Below are 15,747 nucleotides of genomic sequence, written 5' to 3'. Positions count from 1 at the left end.
AAGGAATTTTACAACTCTTTCAAACGTAGTCTCAGCTTTCTTTTTGCGCTACCTTCCGTTCGTCGAACTCACGTTAATCTGAATCGCTTCAACACCTTGTTTGGCATCCATAGTCAAGAGCACGCCAAAAACCTGGGTTCCGCCCAGATGCAGCAGAGCTAAATCAATGTTAGGAAATCGTTTCGGGATTTCTTTGATTTCATCGTAAACCAGGGTGTCACCTGTGATGTAGAGACAGAACCGAGTTCCTCGCGCGGGTGACTGAAATTCCAACATGCTGCCCATCACGGGAGGTAAAGCTTTTGCCAAAATACCGGGTCCGTGGCGTCCGGGCATGGACGTGATCTTGAGGGTTGTGGCTCCTTTTTGAATGGTCAACGCATCCCATGTTGACAGTGGATAGAGGGTCTGAAAGCCGAGCCGCCGGAGTGCTTTGCTGGCGTGGTGAGTCGTGACGATTGGGACAGAGTGATCCAACTTTTCGGCGGCAATGCAATCAAAGTGATCATCGTGTTTGTGGGAGAGCAGCACGAAGTCGATCGGGGGCAATTGCTCAATGTCGATCGCCGGATTTGTGCGCCGCTCAGATTTTAAGCCATATCCTAAATGAACGTGATCGCCTCGGTGCAAAAAGTTGGGGTCGGTTAGGATAGTGAACCCGGCATAGCGCAGGATGACCGTTGCCGTTCCGACAAAGAAAATTGAGCCGGTGTGAAAATCGGGAGGAATCGAGTCAGGGGGGAGTGTTAGCTCAGCAGTGTTCATGATCTACTAACACTTGAAAACTGCTTGTATGGTGGTCAGCTTGCGATCGCAATTCATCTGCCGCTTGAGGGTATTTAAAGAACGATCAAGTTCTGCCTTGTGACTCCCCCCATCCCCAACGCGATTCATCCCTAGAGTCTTCTAGCGAAAACTGCAATTGCTCGATTATGTGCGAACCATAAGATATTGACCATTCCCGTTACATTCACCATCGCACACAGCAAAATTAGTTCCGAGCCAAATTAGATAAAAGCGCCAAATTCGGCGGAAGCGATCGTAGTCGGTGCCATAGTTTAGATCTTTAACTAGATCCTGATTGGCATCAAAATTTTCTAACCAAGCTGCAAATGTTTTGTGGTAGTTAATCCCATTCATGTACCATCGATTGACTGTTTTTAAGTCTTTGTTGTGGCTAGGAACCGCATCATAGTTCCAATATCGCCCATTGGGAAAGATGTATTTGTGCGTGAATGGACTGGAGATATTGTTGGGCGTTCGCACCGTAATGATGTGGATAAAAACGGTGCCATTTTCGGTTAGAAACGAAGCCAATTTACGGAAAGAATTGGTAAGATTTCCCACATGGCAAAACACCCCAACAGACAAAATTTTGTCGAATTTATCCTCAAACTTGGCGTCGTTTAGATCCCCTTCATGCAGCGTGAATCGATCAGAACTTAAGAAGCTTTTTGGATCTTGCATTTTGCCACGCATGTATTCACATTGCCAGTGACTCAAGTTAAGCCCTGTAAACCGAACATTTGGGAATTTGGACAAAATATAATTGGGAACACAGCCCCAGCCGCACCCAAAATCTAGGATGTTATCCCCATCTTGAATGTCCATTTTCTCAATCATGTCATCAATCATGTGTTTTTGAGCCTCTTCAAGATTGGCGGCTCCTTTTTGCCATAGCCCCATGCTGTATTTGGGATAAATCACATCTCCATCGCCTAGCATTGGGTTTAACATTTCTTGAGGCAAGTCGTACTGAATTTTCATTAAATCCCGCGACCCTTCTGCCAAATGATCGGTTTCTTTTAAGACCCATTCATAGGGAGCCAGCAGAGAAGGAAAATACTTAAAAAAGACCGGCATGCAAGTATTAAATAATGCTCTTAAGGCAGAATCAGGCACTTCTACCCCAGCAATATAAGACTCTGCAACTGCCATTTGAACCGCATTAACTGCTGAAGTCATCCCCCGTGTCATTTGATAAGCGATCGCACTTTTTTGATGGATATCTCCAATGAGCGGAATATGTTTTTCAAAGGTTTGAGGAGCACGTTTTTCAAAGTTTTGCAGTACAGGAGCCGTCATAGATGAATCTCCATTTCGCATTCAGAACACTATTACGCTACTATAAAGAGAATTTTTTCCAAGCCCCTCTTCAAGATTTAAAACAAATTATAGATAGCATCCTAACTAATTGAGTTCAAATATTTAGCTTACAAAACTTTATTCGGCTTACAAAACTTATGAATGTTATCCAAAATTCAGCGCTAACGCATCAGTCAGAGTATGCCAAAAAGCTGCGTCCGATGCTACCACCAGCAGCCTTTTTGCCCGATCGGAACAAAATAGTAATTTTGCTGATAAACGTGGCACTTTTGGTGCTGGGTTGGGCGATCGCATCCTACTTAGACCGATGGACTTGGTATTGGCTGCCATTGTATTTTCCCTTGGCGTTGCTGATGGGAAATAGTGTGATTGTGCTGCTGTTTAGCTCTCACGATCTGATGCACAGTAGCGCCATCAAAGCTCCTCGTTTCCGCCGCATCGTGAGTTTGGTGGGGCTGGCAATGTTGTGGATGCCGCCAACGCTGTGGCAAATAGTGCATAACAGAGAGCATCACACTCACACAAACTCGGTTGCCGATCCGGATCGCAATTACTTGTATGAGCAACCCAACACATGGGGAAAATGGATTCAAAATCAATTTTCCCCGTCTTCAGACGTGCATCCCTTGGGGCTGGCGGTGGGCATGGCAACGGCTTGGGGCATTTATACCTTTCGGAACCTCACCTCTGTGCTGTTGTTTAACAATGAATCGGTGAACTATGTCCCGGCAGCCTTTCGGGTTAGCCCCAAAGAACGAGCCGCGATCGCAAGCGAGTTTTTTGGAATTCTCGGTTTACACCTCAGCATTTTGTGCTACCTACAATTTCACCCACTCAAGCTGGCACTGAGCTATTTCTTGCCCATTGGCATCGGGTATGCAGGCATCATCTTTTATGTTTACACCAATCACATGCTGTGCCGCCTGACGAGTGTGAATGATCCCTTAGCCAATAGCATTTCCATCAAGGTGCCCAAGCTGTTTGATCTGCTCCACCTAAACTTTTCTTACCACACCGAACATCACATTTTTCCAGGAATTAATTCCGATTATTATCCGCTTGTGCAAACGCTGCTTCAAACCCACTATCCAACCAAAGCTGGATATGTTCTGCCTGCAAAAGCAGCTTGGCAATTGCTTCTGCAAACGCCTCGGCATTATCGAGATGACGTAACCTTTACAACCTGGTCGGGTGAAACCTCGATACCTTGCCCTCTTGAGCAAAACGCGCAGAAAATCGACCCCACGCCCATTGCAGAACTCCGCAAGGTGTAGGGTCGAGGTGAGGTAGAAAGCCTTCGGGATGTCAGCGTTGCTACTTCATCGTTTCTGGGGCTGCAACGCTGACACTGGCACCCAGAGTCGTGGATGGTGCCGCCTGAGATTTGAGGTTGGGCTGGGGCGTTGTCACCCGGGGCGACGTTAAATCGATCGCGTTAGGCAGAGGGGCGGGTGCAGGCTGGTGAGAAAGCCACGCTACACCCCCAACCAACAGGGCAGCATATCCCACATAGAGGTGGGCGGGGCAAAGCGATAGATTACCCAAGCTGATGGCTGAAGACTTGGTTTGAGGATGATACCAAGACGGCAAGATCGCTTTTACCGGATCGGGCGTCGGCACGATATCCAACAATGCCTCGGCGTTAAGATTGAGGGCATTGGCGATCCGACGAATAAAGCCGCGCAGGTAAATATCTTCGGGCAAGTGAATGCCGTGCCCCACTTCGAGCGCTTGCAGTTGATGCAACGGCACTAGCGTTTTGCTGTGCAATTCTGCTAAAGACATCGATCGCGCTTCTCGTGCCTGACGAATCTGCTGCCCTAGCTGAGTTAACCCGAGTTGCCGTTGCTGTTCTTCTTGATCGATCTGCTGAGATGGATTGGAGCGTTTGCGCCAGCCAGGAACCAGGTTGAGCAGGTCGGCATCCAACTTGTCTGACGAAAACGTGTCTGAAGAGGGGAGGCTAGGGGTCTGAACTTGAGAATTGAGGGCGCGCGGTTTGCGTGTTGCGATCGGTTCTGCCAAGTTCCGAGCGATCGCGGGTTCTTCAGGTTCTGGCTGCTGCGCCACTCGCCGCAGGGCTAGGCGAATCGCTTCACGTCCGACGCTTTTCAACAAAAACTGTAGACTTGGGGTTTCATCCGTTTGCGTTTCTTCCAAGCGTGCGATCGCGCCTCGAAACACATCGCTCCGGTATAGCTCCGCTTCGACCTGACTGAGCAACTGCCTAAATCCCTCAAGGTTAAATCCTTCAGTGGGCGGTTCAGTGGTGCCAGTCTTGCTCGAAACTCCAAAACAAAAGGCAGTATCTTGTGCCAACATCTCCCCATCCTCAACAAATACAATCAACTCAACGCCAACTTTTTGCAACCTGCAACGTTGGCTAGACCGGGTTACGAGCGAATTTGACCCCTAATTTCTCGGCGTTCTTTTTTCGCTAGATTGTTCAGTTTTCAGGATGAGTTAAGCAGATCTGGACGATTTCAAGAAATCTACATCTAATACCCAATTGATTTTTCACTGCGACAGATCTTCGACTCCCCTGCCTACGGCATCCCCCTTGGGTTAGGAGGGACTTTCCGGCTCCCCACTTTACTGAGGAGGAGTTGGGGGAGGTCGCACGTCTGTAGCATTTACAGATTAATTTAGTATTAGCTCGCCAATTTTGCCGCTAATTTATTGGCTGTGGTTGCCCAGTCGATATCCTGTTGAGTAATGCCGCCTGCATCGTGAGTGGTGAGATCGATCGTGATGCGGTTGTAGACATTAAACCATTCGGGATGATGCCCCATCGATTCTGAAACCAATGCCAAGCTAGACATAAATCCGAAGGCTTCGACAAACGAGGCAAACGTAAAGTCTTTGTGCAACTTGTCGTTTTGGGTTGCCCAACCGTCGAGGTGGGTGAGTTGGGCTTCTAGATCGGTGGGGGAGAGTTTAGGAAGAGCCATGAGCAGGTTTAGGGGTGAAGTTGCTGATGGGGGCTAAGGGCAGCAGGCGTGACCGAAGGTGTGCTGCGATCGCTGGACGTGTCGCTGGACGTAAGATTTACTTCGTAAGAAATGCCCGGTTTCAGTTCTATAACCTGCGTTGCGAGATCAGATTGTGCTAACTGGTGTCGCAACTGATCGGGTGAACCAAAAACGTTGAGGATTGACATCAGGACTCCCTCAAACGTGATGTCGCCCCCGGCGGCGGTTGGGATCATGACTTGAGGGTTGAGCGCTTGCGCGAGTTTCAAGCTGGTCTGCTTGCCTTTGATGATAGAACCCACAACCGGCAGTGCCAAATCGATTTGCGGAGTGATCACCACATCGATCGGCGCATGGTCTTTGAGCCGGGGATCATGGAACCCGTGTGGCTCGTAGTAGAGTTTGGTGTTTGTGCCTAAGGCGGTGAGAAGATAACCATTTTCTTTTGTGGTTGGTCCGACCAGAGATCCTACCGTTGCCAAGATTTGAATCTGGTCATCTAGCGTGAAGGTTTTACCGTGGTAGAGGGCGGTTACGTGCAGAAATCCGAGGGATTGAGCCACAGTAGCAGCGCTGGGTGAGGCAACGACCGGAATAGACTTATCAAGGTGTTTCAGGGTCTCAGGATGGGCGTGATCTTCAATGCCCTGAGAGAGAAGAATCAGATCAAGATTTTCGGGGATGGCGCGATCGCACGATCGCGATCCTCGAAATAGCCAGGTGAGGTTGCCAAAGGTGAGGTCGCCGATCAGCCAAGGGTCAAGCAGAATGCGCTTGCCAGAAAGCTCGATCAGCCAAGAATTGTTGTCTAGCCACGTCAAATACATCAAATCCATATCGAGATGCCTGAATCTAACGACAGCGATCGCTCGTTGCTAATGGCGCTCTTCCTCATTGTAAAGGATTGTAAAAGGTAAAAAGCTTTTTACAAACTGACTTCAAAGGTTTCCCCCATCGTTGTCACCTGATCGCCGTTGCCTAGCTTTCGTCCGCGTTGGGTTTCAACTTTGCCATTCACCAAGACTTCGCCATCTTGAATGAGGAACTTTGCTTGTCCTCCGGTTTGAGCAATGCCGACCAACTTTAGAAACTGATCGAGCTTAATCGTATCTTCGCCATTCATAGTTGAGCATTGAATCTAGCCTTCAACCCTCACTCTAACCCGCTGTCACACGATCCTAACTTGTGGCAACAATTGTTTTATCTCGGTAGACAAAGCCAAGTCGCTTACTAGCGCGAGAAAACACAGAGGTAGGGTCGTTAGCTGTGCAATTTTACCCATGCCGACTGAGAGGGCTGCACCGCAAAAAATATGGCTGTAGGGCGATCAAATAAGTGTTTTCACTTGCAATGGTTAAATGGATCAGCTAATTTATTGACTTTACCAACTCAGGGGATCTACGGTAACAAATATTAGAGTGTGTCTCAGTTAGTTCCAAAGCCGCTTGACTTGGTGGCGATCGCTTCCCCATAATTTCACGGAGCAGCCTATTCATGCTAGACGCTTCATCTAGCGAGAGTTTATCTTCTCTTGCCGATACCCCTCAATCAGCGCCCACTCAGGCTGATGCGGCTGCGGTCGATCTGTTGCATGCGATCGCACCTGATCGAGATCAACTAGATCAAGCAGAACCGTGCTTTGATCCTTGGCATTACGTCAAACCCAAGGTTTGTAAACCGTATGTGTCGCAACGGTTTGATCCCAATGTTCCGCCATCTGCGATTCGCGATCGCGACCTCTCGGCTCTGACCTTTCTCTTCAACCGATACGACATGGCAGAGGTCGAAGACGACATTGAGCGGGTCTTGTCCCGGTTGCCGCCTACGCCCTGCTGGGAAGATGAAGATCTAGAGTTTCTCAAGCATTAAACAAAGATCCTCAGCAACCCAAAACCATCAGGTGGATCTAATTGCAGCGATCGCGGCTTCTAGAGCGATCGCAACGTGCGTCCAGTGCGTTCCTCCTTGGCAGAACACTACGTAGGGTTCACGCAAGGGACCATCTGCCGAAAATTCTGAGGTGCTGCCATCGATAAACGTGCCACCTGCCATCACCAGTTCGCTTTCGTATCCCGGCATTTCTGCCGGAACCGGATCGAGATAAGAGCCGATCGGCGAATACTGCTGAATCGTGCGGCAGAAGGCAATCATTTTTTCGGGCGAACCCAATTGAATCGCCTGAATCACATCCCGGCGCGGCGCAAACGGAACCGGATTCACCCCATAGCCCAGTTGATCGAAAACATAAGCGGTCAGGTGGTTGCCTTTTTTGGCTTCTCCCACCATCTGTGGCGACAAAAACAGCCCTTGGAACAGCAAACGATTTTGATTAAACGTGGCACCGCCAAAGCTACCGACTCCCGGAGCCGTTAAGCGACACGCCGCCATCTCAACCAAATCGGCACGACCTGCGATGTATCCCCCCGCTGAAACGATCGTTCCTCCCGGATTTTTGATCAGCGAACCTGCCATCAAATCGGCTCCCACTGCTGTAGGTTCGCGCTGCTCGACAAATTCTCCGTAGCAGTTGTCTACAAAACAAAGCGTGTGGGGATTTTGCTGCTTGACATAAAACACGATTTTCTCAATGTCGTCGATCGATAAGCTGGGTCGCCACGAATAACCGCACGATCGCTGAATAGTCACCAAGCGGGTGTGGGGCTGGATCGCAGACTTTAGGGCGTGCCAATCGATCATTCCTTCTGAGGTTAATTCTAATTGTCGATAAGAAATTCCGAAGTCTCTCAAAGAGCCTTGCTGAGTGCCCCGAATGCCAATCACTTCTTCAAGGGTGTCGTAAGGTGCGCCAGCAACCGAAAGTAGCTCATCACCAGGACGCAAAACGCCGTATAAAGCGGCGGCGATCGCATGGGTTCCAGAGACAAATTGCACCCGGACGATCGCCGCATCTGCACCCATAATTTCGGCAAAGACTCGATCTAAAACTTCTCGCCCCAAGTCATCGTGCCCGTAGCCCGTAACCCCCGCAAAATGATGGACTCCGACGCGATGGTTTCGGTAAGCACTCAACACTCGATGGAGATTTTTCTTGACCTGGGCATCAATTTCTGAAAAAGTTTCAGAAAGAGCTTGTTCTGCTTGTTTTACCAGCGTCGAGCCGTCCATTCTGCCTCTTCTAAAAGTTCACAAACGTTAAAAAACGTTTACAGTGGGAAGTGCGAACCATTTTGCCCCTTTTGGGATCTCTGTCCAGCACGATCGGCGAGTTGAGACAGAACTGGCACTCAGGAGCAAACGGATCGGGAGGTTCATTATATACTCTCCCCGTCTGCTCGTCTCTTGATAGGGCACTCTTTACCGAGCAGAGGTGCGGCTGGCTCAGCCAAGCTCCGATGGATTACGCAGATCTAGGACACTATCGCATTTCGAGACTCTTTCATGACTGTTGCAACTCAAAAAACTCAACTCAGTTTCGATTGGACTACCTTTTTGTTCATGGTAGCGATCCATGTAGGGGCGCTGTTTGCTCTGCTGCCTAGCAATTTCAGTTGGGCAGCCATTGGCGTTGCTCTAGCGCTTTACTGGATCACCGGCGGGCTAGGAATTACCTTAGGGTGGCATCGCATGGTCAGCCACCGCAGTTTTCAGACTCCAAAATGGTTAGAGTATCTGCTCGTCTTTTTTGGAACGTTAGCGGTGCAGGGCGGTCCCATTTGGTGGGTCGGGTTACATCGCCATCACCATGTGCATTCCGATGAAGCTGTCGATCACCACGATTCCAATAAAGGATTTTGGTGGAGCCATATGCAGTGGATGCTGCACGATGTTCCGGCAGTGCAAGAAATTCCCAAATTTACGAAAGATATTGCCAACGATCCGGTTTACAAGTTCTTGGATGACTATTTCCTGCCGATTCAGGTGGCGCTGGGGGTTGTGCTGTATTTAATTGGCGGCTGGTCGTTTGTGGTGTGGGGCGTCTTTGCCCGGCTGGTGCTGGTCTATCACTGCACTTGGCTCGTCAACAGCGCCACTCACAAATTTGGCTACCGCACCTACGATGCTGGTGATAACTCGACCAATTGCTGGTGGGTGGCACTGCTGACTTATGGCGAAGGCTGGCACAACAATCACCATGCGTATCAATATTCTGCCCGTCACGGGATGAAGTGGTGGGAATTTGATATGACCTGGATGACGATTCAGGCGTTGCAGGCGTTGGGCTTGGTGACCAAAGTGAAATTGGTTGAAAAAACCGAACCGCAATCGTAGGACAGACATTTCAATAAAGCGAGAGAGGGGTGCGATCGCACCCCTTTTTATTTCGAGAATTTATTATTTCGAGAATTTTAGGAGGAACAGCCGCGTTCTCATACCCTCCTCAGCCCTGGCTATACCTGTCCTATCCCCTGAATAATATGCTTTACCGTTGTTAGGGTTTCTAGCCCGATCAACCCCCGACGATGCCCCTTTTGGTTCGACATGCCCAAGAAAATAGCATCTCCTCGCTTTGGATTGCGATAAAACCGGGGTGAGGCATTGATATAGGTCGAAGCGCTATAAACCCCCAGCGCAAACCGCCGACTTTCTTGATAAGACTCTGTTGCCAGACCGTCTGCATGACCGCTACTGTGCTGATTGATCCAATCGATCGCAGGTTCTAACCCATCGATCGCTTTGAAACTAATGGCGCGGTTGAGATACGCCTGCGACCACTCCGAGTCTTCAGCCAGCCCAAGTTCTGGAAATTCTTGCACCAGTTCTGCATCGCCTCGAAGCTGAAACCCCTTTTCGCGCAGACTATTCCACAACCTCATCACCGTGGACGGATTTTGCTGTCGGTGAATCAAGACTTTCTCGATCGCATTGACCGGATCGGGATCGCTCTGATGACTGTCGAGAATCATCCACCGCGCCATGTCTAAGCTGCCAGACGACGACCAATACAAGTAGCAATTTCCCATCGCCGATCGCAGCACTGGGGCAGTGGCTTGCCGCACTACTTGTTGAACCAAACTGGGTCTACCGTAGGGGATCACAAGGTTGAGATAGCGATCTTGGGTAATCAACTCGCGCACCGAGGTGCCCTGCTCAGTGGGGAGGAGTTGTAGACTTGAGATCGGGATGCCTGCATCGTCTAAGGCATTCCTCAAGGCGTCAGTAATCACGCTATTGGAATGACTCGCCTCACTGCCACCCTTGAGCACGAGACAATTTCCCGCTTTGATGCACAAACCCGCTGCGATCGCACCGAGTTCAGGAAACGCCTCATACACGAGGGCAATCACCCCCAACGGCATCAACTGCGAATAGGTTTGACCCTGATCGACTTGAAAATTGCCGCTCATGACTCGACCAATGGGATCTGGTAGCTCACTCAAGCGCTCTAGAATCTGGACAGCATTGTGCAACCGCTCTGGCGTCAGTTTTAGCCAATCTAGCAACAGGTCTGGAACCGCCATTTCGCGGCTAATTTCCAAATCTAAGGTGTTCGCTTCTAAAATCTCATTTTGCTGGCTCTTAAGCACCTGTGCCATTGTTTGCACCGCACGGCTGCGAGTAAGCCCATTGATTTTTGCTACATCCCACGAGACAGCATGAGCCTCTCGGACGGCTGCCAACGGGTCAATCGCTCCCCCCAAAGATTCTTCAGTCATCAGGCTACCGTCGATAAGCTAACCAAACCATCAGTGCGGGCAAGATCGCCAACACTAACGCCACGATCGCCCACAAAATTATATGCGCTCCGGAGGGAGAATGGAGCGCTACGGGTAGCCAAATGCTGAGTAATACCAGTAATATCCCCAATGCCAAAGGTAAGTAGCTATCTCCCAAGCCAGGATGGACGACATTCCACTGATGCCCCGTCCATCGCCACGATCGCTTGTAGGGATAGGTCGTAGACAACTGCTCAATCACATAGCCACTGTCTTCAACCACAAAAATTTGCTGACAGCGAGTGCAGCCAAAGGCTTCGGTCAGGGTGATCGGGGTCAAGCGCCCGCGCCGCCGACAGGGACACGGGTAATCAGTGTTAAATTCGATCTTGTTTGGCTTCTGTGTCTGCACAAGTAATACGGGAACCAGAGTTCTTTAGATGAAATAGAGCAAAAAGATGGAATAGAGCAAAACCGCTAACCGCAGGGGCTGCCACAGCGCGGTCTAAACCGGTAAAACGATCGTCCTCACCCTGCTCAACTCGTGATGATCAAAATCTTATCACTCTCGCCTAGAAGACTGACCCTGCCTTAAGATTCACTTGACATTGTGAGTGCAGTTTGTAACATTTTGCAATTCTTAATATGGCTAAGCAATCAAAACCAGGACAAGAGCGAAAAGTGTGGTCTGAGTTTGGGGAAACTCCTGCAACAGAGCGGGCTGTGCCCGATCTTCCCCCCAACCAGCAGGAGGTGAGAATTCAAGTGTCGCGCAAAGGGCGAGGCGGAAAAACCGTAACGGTTGTGACTGGGTTTCAGCACAGTGCCGAGGCACTCACAGAATTGACAAAAAAGCTAAAGGCACAGTGCGGAACGGGTGGAACGGCTAAAGAAAATGCGATCGAGATTCAGGGCGACCATGCTCAGAAGCTGTTGCAGATTTTGGTGGGGTTAGGTTACAAAGCAAAAATTAGCGGTGGTAAGGGATGATTCGATAAATCGGTCAATTTTACACATTCTCTATATAATTTTGAACGAATAGTAATGATAGGCTACTTACGTAGGACTATGTGTTTTATTGATCAGGGTGGCTATCTAAAACTTCCGTACCACTGGCAATGAATTACACCATATGAAGATTTCATCAAATTTTCGCGCACTCAGCCTTAATGCTGCTGCTATTGTTATGGCGTTGGGGTTGAGCCTCAGCGCTGGAGTTGCTGCATTTGCACAATCCAAACCGACTATCTCAATTCCAGAATTCAAGAATCAAACGAGTTGGTGGTGGTGGGGAAATGGAACTGCGCGAGAGTTGGCAGATGCACTCAGTAATGAATTGACTGCAACTGGAAAATTTAGTGTCGTTGAGCGTCAGAAGCTTGGAGCCGTTCTCTCAGAACAAGAATTGGCTCAGCTTGGATTAGTCCGCCCAGGAACTGAAGCTAAGAAAGGTCAGATTACCGGATCGCAGTATATTGTCTTGGGTCAAGTGACGTCCTATGAGGAAGGGGTTTCGGACGAATCGACTGGCGGCAGAGTTGGCGGCATCAATCTTGGCGGCATTCGCATTGGTGGAGGGGCACGCCAAGCAAAGCAGCAAGCTTACATTGCCGTGGATTTGCGTGTGGTGAATTCGACCACTGGAGAAGTGGTTCATGCTCGCACGATCGAAGGGCGTGCTACCTCCGAATCGAAAGGTGCAGATGCAGGAATCAGTATCAGAGGGGTGAGTTTGGGCGGCGATCGCAACGAAACTAAGCGCGCACCTGTGGGTAAAGCTCTCCGGGCGGCGTTAGTTGAAGCGACTGATTACTTGGGTTGCGTCATGGTTGAAAAGGGGGCTTGCATCGCAAAATTTGACGCAAAGGATCAAAAACGCCGTGAAGGAACGCGAGGCGTTTTGGAGTTAGATTAATAGTTGCATTGAGACAAAAGCATAGTTAGCTCTTAGCGATTACAACAGCGTCTTGATCCCCCGATCAGGGCGTTCTTTTTAAGACATCTGAACAAATTCACTTCTATTCGCATTCTAATGAGAAAGTACTGAAGACCTCAGAGACGATCTAACCGTCGGAGCATTTCACAATGCAGCTTTCTCGCTTTTTCCGCATCACCTGCCTTTTTTTACTGGCCTTCATCAGTGTGTTCTCCATCCAAGTGGTGACGGCTCAATCTCGATTTACTGATATTCAAACGCACTGGGCGCGACCTTGCATCGAAGCCTTGGCGCAACGCAATGTGATTGGTGGATTTCCCGATGGGCGCTTTCGCCCCGATGATGCAGTGACACGGGCACAATTTGCCGCGATCGCAGTGAAGGCTTTTCCCACGATCGTCGGTTCGCCTTCGCGTCCAGCGATTTCATTTCAAGACGTACCCGCAACCTATTGGGCAGCCGATGCGATCGAGAAAGCCTACCGCGCCAACTTTTTTTCAGGGTTTCCCAATCAAACCTTTCAGCCCAATCTCACCATTATTCGAGCGCAAGCGTTAACTGCCTTAGCCAATGGGTTAAAGATTGAACCGACGCAAGCCGTAGATATGCTGAAAACTTACGGAGATGCAGGGGCGATCCCACCCTATGCCGTGAGTGCGATCGCATCTGCCACGCAAAAGGGGCTGGTCGTCAACTATCCGACGACGCAACGGTTAGAGCCGATGAAACCTGCCAGCCGGGGAGAGGTGGCGGCGTTTGTCTGCCGTGCCTTGCCCGAAACCGCAGGATTAGTTTCCTCGCAATACATTCCTTCTGCGGTTGCCAAACGTGAGATTCGTGGCGTTTGGCTAACCAACATTGATAGCGATGTATTATTCAATGCATCTAAACTCAGCAATGCTGTTTCTGAACTGTCTCGCTTAAATTTCAACACGCTCTATCCGGTCGTGTGGAATTGGGGATACACCCTCTACCCTAGCCAGGTGATGAAGCAAGACCTTGGGGTTGAGGTTGACCCCCGTGCGATCGCGGCAGGGTTGCGAGAGCGAGACATGCTCAACCAGATCGTCACCGAAGGGCACGACAAAGGCATGGCGGTGATTCCATGGTTTGAGTTTGGCTTTTTTGCGCCCAAAGAATCGGAACTGGCTCAAAAGCATAAAGACTGGTGGACAACCAAGCAAGATGGCTCTGCTGATGGTGATCCTAGAAGCTTGGACGGTCGCCAAGTTCCGATTTGGTTTAACCCGTTTAAGCCCGAAGTGCAGACGTTTATGGTGGATTTGGTCACAGAAGTTGTCACAAACTACGACGTCGATGGAGTGCAGTTTGATGACCATTTTGGCTTGCCTATCGAGTTTGGCTACGACGATTTTACGGTGAAGCTTTATCAGCAAGAACACAACGGCAAATCGCCACCGAGATACGATCTAGCTCGGTGCGAGAAAGCCGGTATGAAAGATGCGTGTCCAGAATTTTTAGCAAAAGATCCGCAGTGGGCAGAGTGGCTGCGCTGGCGATCGAACAAAATCGAAGAGGTCTTAAAGCAAGTCTTCCAGAGCGTGAAATCCCAGAAGCCGAAGGTAATTATCGGGCTGTCTCCCCTGGATCTGCCCTATGCCTACGAGCGAGCGTTGGTCGATTGGCACAAATGGGAACAAGATGGGCTGATTGAAGAACTCATTCCTCAAATTTATTTTCAAGGTCAAAAATTTGTCGATCGCATCGAGCCTGCCACCCATCCAGAACTCAAACAAGCCCGCGATCGCATCCCCACCGCGATCGGAATTTTGAGCGGCTTATCTAGCACGCCCAGACCGATGGATGAACTGCGGCGTCAGGTGCAAGCCGTGCGCGATCGCGGCTATGCCGGAATGTCGTTCTTCTTCTACGAAACGTTATGGAATAACTCCCCCGAACCTGTTGAGACCCGAAAAGCAGGGTGGCAGACTCTGTTTCTGTCTAAACTTGAGCGAGCTAAGTTATAGAACAGCCTGTAGTGTCGTCAGTCCACAGTGTCGTCGGCTAACTAGTAGTCTGTCAAAGTTGAAATGAGGGACTAGGAGGGGATGGGTTAGAGAGCCGATGGGTGGATGGGTCGATCAGTAATCCAGCCCATCGACCCCTCCACTCATCGACCCCTCCACTCATGCACCCATCGCCTTAACCTTGACCATCTACTAGGTGTAGAACGTTACTGACTAAGGTTACGACTCTTTGAGATATTCATAGCAAAAATGTCCTGAGACAGCCACTAATAGTTGGACTATGGGATAGCCAAGCAAGGTGTAACTCGCTACTAGTAGGCAACCCATGTACAATCTAGCAACATTCACTGAAGAGGATATGCGTCGCTGTGCAGTCAAACTTCGCAACCTGGATGAGAGGTCTGAAAGCATGGAAGAAACGGCGGGTCGAATCACCCGTTATCTCTATGAAAATTTGATTGATCAACGTACTGGCAAACCAGCGTGTGCTCTTGTTCGTTTTTTCAAAACTCATCCCTATGGAGATCTGGGTCAAGAGCTTCAAGAAGAGGCTCAGGCAATATTAAAGGGTCGTTCGATTCGTCGAGCGACTAAATGTCTAACGTTGCTTGCCACAGCAGGGGACGAGCCTCAGTGGAATCTTAGGCAAGAATCGATGGGGCATCAGGCAATTCCGCTCATTGATCAAGACTTTGTAAATCGTGCTCCCATGATTTCGCAACTCATTCAGCAGTTTGGTTTGGACATCAGTACTGTGATCGACACAACTCCAACGTTGATCACAACAGTGGCACACAAGGCGTTTAACGTCTTTTACGTTGCTGAAGCGGTAGGAAGTCCGTACATTCCGGCTCAAAGAGAATTTGTAATTCCTTATCAAGTTCAGTCGGTTTTGGGCTTTGGAGGCATGTTGCCATCTGGCAGTCTGTTTGCTGTTATTTTGTTTAGCAAAGTTCCGATTCCCTTCAAAACGGCTACTCTGTTCAGGTGGATCTCTGCTTACGTTCGGATTGCGGCGGCATCTTTCGATCAGCGAGGAACGGTTTTTACGAGTTGACGCCCGGTTCCCTAAAAGGTCAGCCTGCTTATGTTGTAAGCATCCGAGGAGATGAATAAGAAATACCTGTTCC

16 protein-coding genes are annotated in these 15,747 nt (G+C 49.5%); 7 read left to right on the top strand and 9 right to left on the bottom strand.

Translation table 11 applies throughout. The annotated features are described in order from the left end of the window. Positions 1–48: 48 nt before the first annotated feature. Positions 49–765, bottom strand: a complete 717-nt coding sequence (locus tag GS601_RS09320; protein WP_162422988.1) for an MBL fold metallo-hydrolase — start codon at positions 763–765, stop codon at positions 49–51. Between the two features lie 165 nt (positions 766–930). Continuing rightward, the gene (locus GS601_RS09315) at positions 931–2,085 is read right to left on the bottom strand and encodes an SAM-dependent methyltransferase (RefSeq protein WP_162422987.1); all 1,155 of its coding nucleotides are present in this window, start codon (positions 2,083–2,085) and stop codon (positions 931–933) included. Between the two features lie 158 nt (positions 2,086–2,243). On the opposite strand from GS601_RS09315, the gene GS601_RS09310 reads away from it, so the two are divergent. Further along, positions 2,244–3,380, top strand: a complete 1,137-nt coding sequence (locus GS601_RS09310; protein WP_162422986.1) for a fatty acid desaturase family protein — start codon at positions 2,244–2,246, stop codon at positions 3,378–3,380. A 40-nt stretch (positions 3,381–3,420) separates the two neighbouring features. Here the strand turns inward: GS601_RS09310 and GS601_RS09305 are convergent, their stop codons facing one another. The 4 genes from GS601_RS09305 to GS601_RS09290 form a co-directional block, all read right to left on the bottom strand. Next, on the bottom strand, positions 3,421–4,428 hold the full coding sequence (locus tag GS601_RS09305; RefSeq protein WP_162422985.1) for a helix-turn-helix domain-containing protein: 1,008 nt from the start codon (positions 4,426–4,428) through the stop codon (positions 3,421–3,423). A 329-nt stretch (positions 4,429–4,757) separates the two neighbouring features. Further along, positions 4,758–5,057: a 4a-hydroxytetrahydrobiopterin dehydratase gene (locus GS601_RS09300; RefSeq protein ID WP_162422984.1), complete on the bottom strand. Its 300-nt coding sequence runs from the start codon at positions 5,055–5,057 to the stop codon at positions 4,758–4,760. Between the two features lie 8 nt (positions 5,058–5,065). After that, positions 5,066–5,914: an MBL fold metallo-hydrolase gene (locus GS601_RS09295; RefSeq protein WP_338016999.1), complete on the bottom strand. Its 849-nt coding sequence runs from the start codon at positions 5,912–5,914 to the stop codon at positions 5,066–5,068. Between the two features lie 89 nt (positions 5,915–6,003). Continuing rightward, positions 6,004–6,201, bottom strand: a complete 198-nt coding sequence (locus GS601_RS09290; protein WP_162422983.1) for an RNA-binding S4 domain-containing protein — start codon at positions 6,199–6,201, stop codon at positions 6,004–6,006. Between the two features lie 371 nt (positions 6,202–6,572). On the opposite strand from GS601_RS09290, the gene GS601_RS22870 reads away from it, so the two are divergent. Beyond that, positions 6,573–6,947, top strand: coding sequence for a hypothetical protein (locus GS601_RS22870; protein WP_202924977.1), 375 nt, complete (start codon positions 6,573–6,575; stop codon positions 6,945–6,947). Positions 6,948–6,974: 27 nt separating this feature from the next. On the opposite strand, the gene GS601_RS09280 is transcribed toward GS601_RS22870, so the two are convergent. Further along, positions 6,975–8,204: a methionine gamma-lyase family protein gene (locus GS601_RS09280; RefSeq protein WP_162422982.1), complete on the bottom strand. Its 1,230-nt coding sequence runs from the start codon at positions 8,202–8,204 to the stop codon at positions 6,975–6,977. 273 nt (positions 8,205–8,477) lie between these two features. Here GS601_RS09280 and GS601_RS09275 point away from each other — a divergent pair, with 273 nt between their 5' ends. Beyond that, the gene (locus GS601_RS09275; protein ID WP_162422981.1) at positions 8,478–9,308 is read left to right on the top strand and encodes an acyl-CoA desaturase; all 831 of its coding nucleotides are present in this window, start codon (positions 8,478–8,480) and stop codon (positions 9,306–9,308) included. A 119-nt stretch (positions 9,309–9,427) separates the two neighbouring features. On the opposite strand, the gene GS601_RS09270 is transcribed toward GS601_RS09275, so the two are convergent. Continuing rightward, the gene (locus tag GS601_RS09270; protein WP_162422980.1) at positions 9,428–10,693 is read right to left on the bottom strand and encodes a glutamate-5-semialdehyde dehydrogenase; all 1,266 of its coding nucleotides are present in this window, start codon (positions 10,691–10,693) and stop codon (positions 9,428–9,430) included. A 4-nt stretch (positions 10,694–10,697) separates the two neighbouring features. Then, positions 10,698–11,105: a hypothetical protein gene (locus GS601_RS09265; protein ID WP_162422979.1), complete on the bottom strand. Its 408-nt coding sequence runs from the start codon at positions 11,103–11,105 to the stop codon at positions 10,698–10,700. 233 nt (positions 11,106–11,338) lie between these two features. Between GS601_RS09265 and GS601_RS09260 the strand changes: the two genes are divergently transcribed. From GS601_RS09260 to GS601_RS09245, 4 genes are all read left to right on the top strand, one after another. Beyond that, positions 11,339–11,683, top strand: coding sequence for a translation initiation factor (locus GS601_RS09260; RefSeq protein WP_162422978.1), 345 nt, complete (start codon positions 11,339–11,341; stop codon positions 11,681–11,683). Between the two features lie 142 nt (positions 11,684–11,825). Next, positions 11,826–12,608, top strand: a complete 783-nt coding sequence (locus GS601_RS09255; protein ID WP_162422977.1) for a CsgG/HfaB family protein — start codon at positions 11,826–11,828, stop codon at positions 12,606–12,608. Between the two features lie 170 nt (positions 12,609–12,778). Beyond that, on the top strand, positions 12,779–14,617 hold the full coding sequence (locus GS601_RS09250) for a glycoside hydrolase family 10-like protein (protein ID WP_162422976.1): 1,839 nt from the start codon (positions 12,779–12,781) through the stop codon (positions 14,615–14,617). 325 nt (positions 14,618–14,942) lie between these two features. After that, positions 14,943–15,674, top strand: a complete 732-nt coding sequence (locus GS601_RS09245; RefSeq protein WP_162422975.1) for a hypothetical protein — start codon at positions 14,943–14,945, stop codon at positions 15,672–15,674. Positions 15,675–15,747: the final 73 nt, after the last annotated feature.

The organism is Myxacorys almedinensis A (assembly GCF_010091945.1).
GTDB lineage: Bacteria > Cyanobacteriota > Cyanobacteriia > Leptolyngbyales > Leptolyngbyaceae > Myxacorys > Myxacorys almedinensis.
The sequence above is the reverse complement of the archived record's forward strand: the minus strand, read 5'-3'. Positions and strand labels throughout refer to the sequence as shown.

What these genes read in the sequence shown, in the direction of transcription:
- GS601_RS22870 (WP_202924977.1), top strand. Translation starts at nt 6,573, where the DNA reads ATGCTAGACGCTTCATCTAGCGAGAGTTTATCTTCTCTTGCCGATACC.
- GS601_RS09310 (WP_162422986.1), top strand. Translation starts at nt 2,244, where the DNA reads ATGAATGTTATCCAAAATTCAGCGCTAACGCATCAGTCAGAGTATGCC.
- GS601_RS09280 (WP_162422982.1), bottom strand. Translation starts at nt 8,204, where the DNA reads ATGGACGGCTCGACGCTGGTAAAACAAGCAGAACAAGCTCTTTCTGAA.
- GS601_RS09245 (WP_162422975.1), top strand. Translation starts at nt 14,943, where the DNA reads ATGTACAATCTAGCAACATTCACTGAAGAGGATATGCGTCGCTGTGCA.
- GS601_RS09250 (WP_162422976.1), top strand. Translation starts at nt 12,779, where the DNA reads ATGCAGCTTTCTCGCTTTTTCCGCATCACCTGCCTTTTTTTACTGGCC.
- GS601_RS09260 (WP_162422978.1), top strand. Translation starts at nt 11,339, where the DNA reads ATGGCTAAGCAATCAAAACCAGGACAAGAGCGAAAAGTGTGGTCTGAG.
- GS601_RS09270 (WP_162422980.1), bottom strand. Translation starts at nt 10,693, where the DNA reads ATGACTGAAGAATCTTTGGGGGGAGCGATTGACCCGTTGGCAGCCGTC.
- GS601_RS09255 (WP_162422977.1), top strand. Translation starts at nt 11,826, where the DNA reads ATGAAGATTTCATCAAATTTTCGCGCACTCAGCCTTAATGCTGCTGCT.
- GS601_RS09295 (WP_338016999.1), bottom strand. Translation starts at nt 5,914, where the DNA reads ATGGATTTGATGTATTTGACGTGGCTAGACAACAATTCTTGGCTGATC.
- GS601_RS09315 (WP_162422987.1), bottom strand. Translation starts at nt 2,085, where the DNA reads ATGACGGCTCCTGTACTGCAAAACTTTGAAAAACGTGCTCCTCAAACC.
- GS601_RS09320 (WP_162422988.1), bottom strand. Translation starts at nt 765, where the DNA reads ATGAACACTGCTGAGCTAACACTCCCCCCTGACTCGATTCCTCCCGAT.
- GS601_RS09300 (WP_162422984.1), bottom strand. Translation starts at nt 5,057, where the DNA reads ATGGCTCTTCCTAAACTCTCCCCCACCGATCTAGAAGCCCAACTCACC.
- GS601_RS09275 (WP_162422981.1), top strand. Translation starts at nt 8,478, where the DNA reads ATGACTGTTGCAACTCAAAAAACTCAACTCAGTTTCGATTGGACTACC.
- GS601_RS09305 (WP_162422985.1), bottom strand. Translation starts at nt 4,428, where the DNA reads ATGTTGGCACAAGATACTGCCTTTTGTTTTGGAGTTTCGAGCAAGACT.
- GS601_RS09290 (WP_162422983.1), bottom strand. Translation starts at nt 6,201, where the DNA reads ATGAATGGCGAAGATACGATTAAGCTCGATCAGTTTCTAAAGTTGGTC.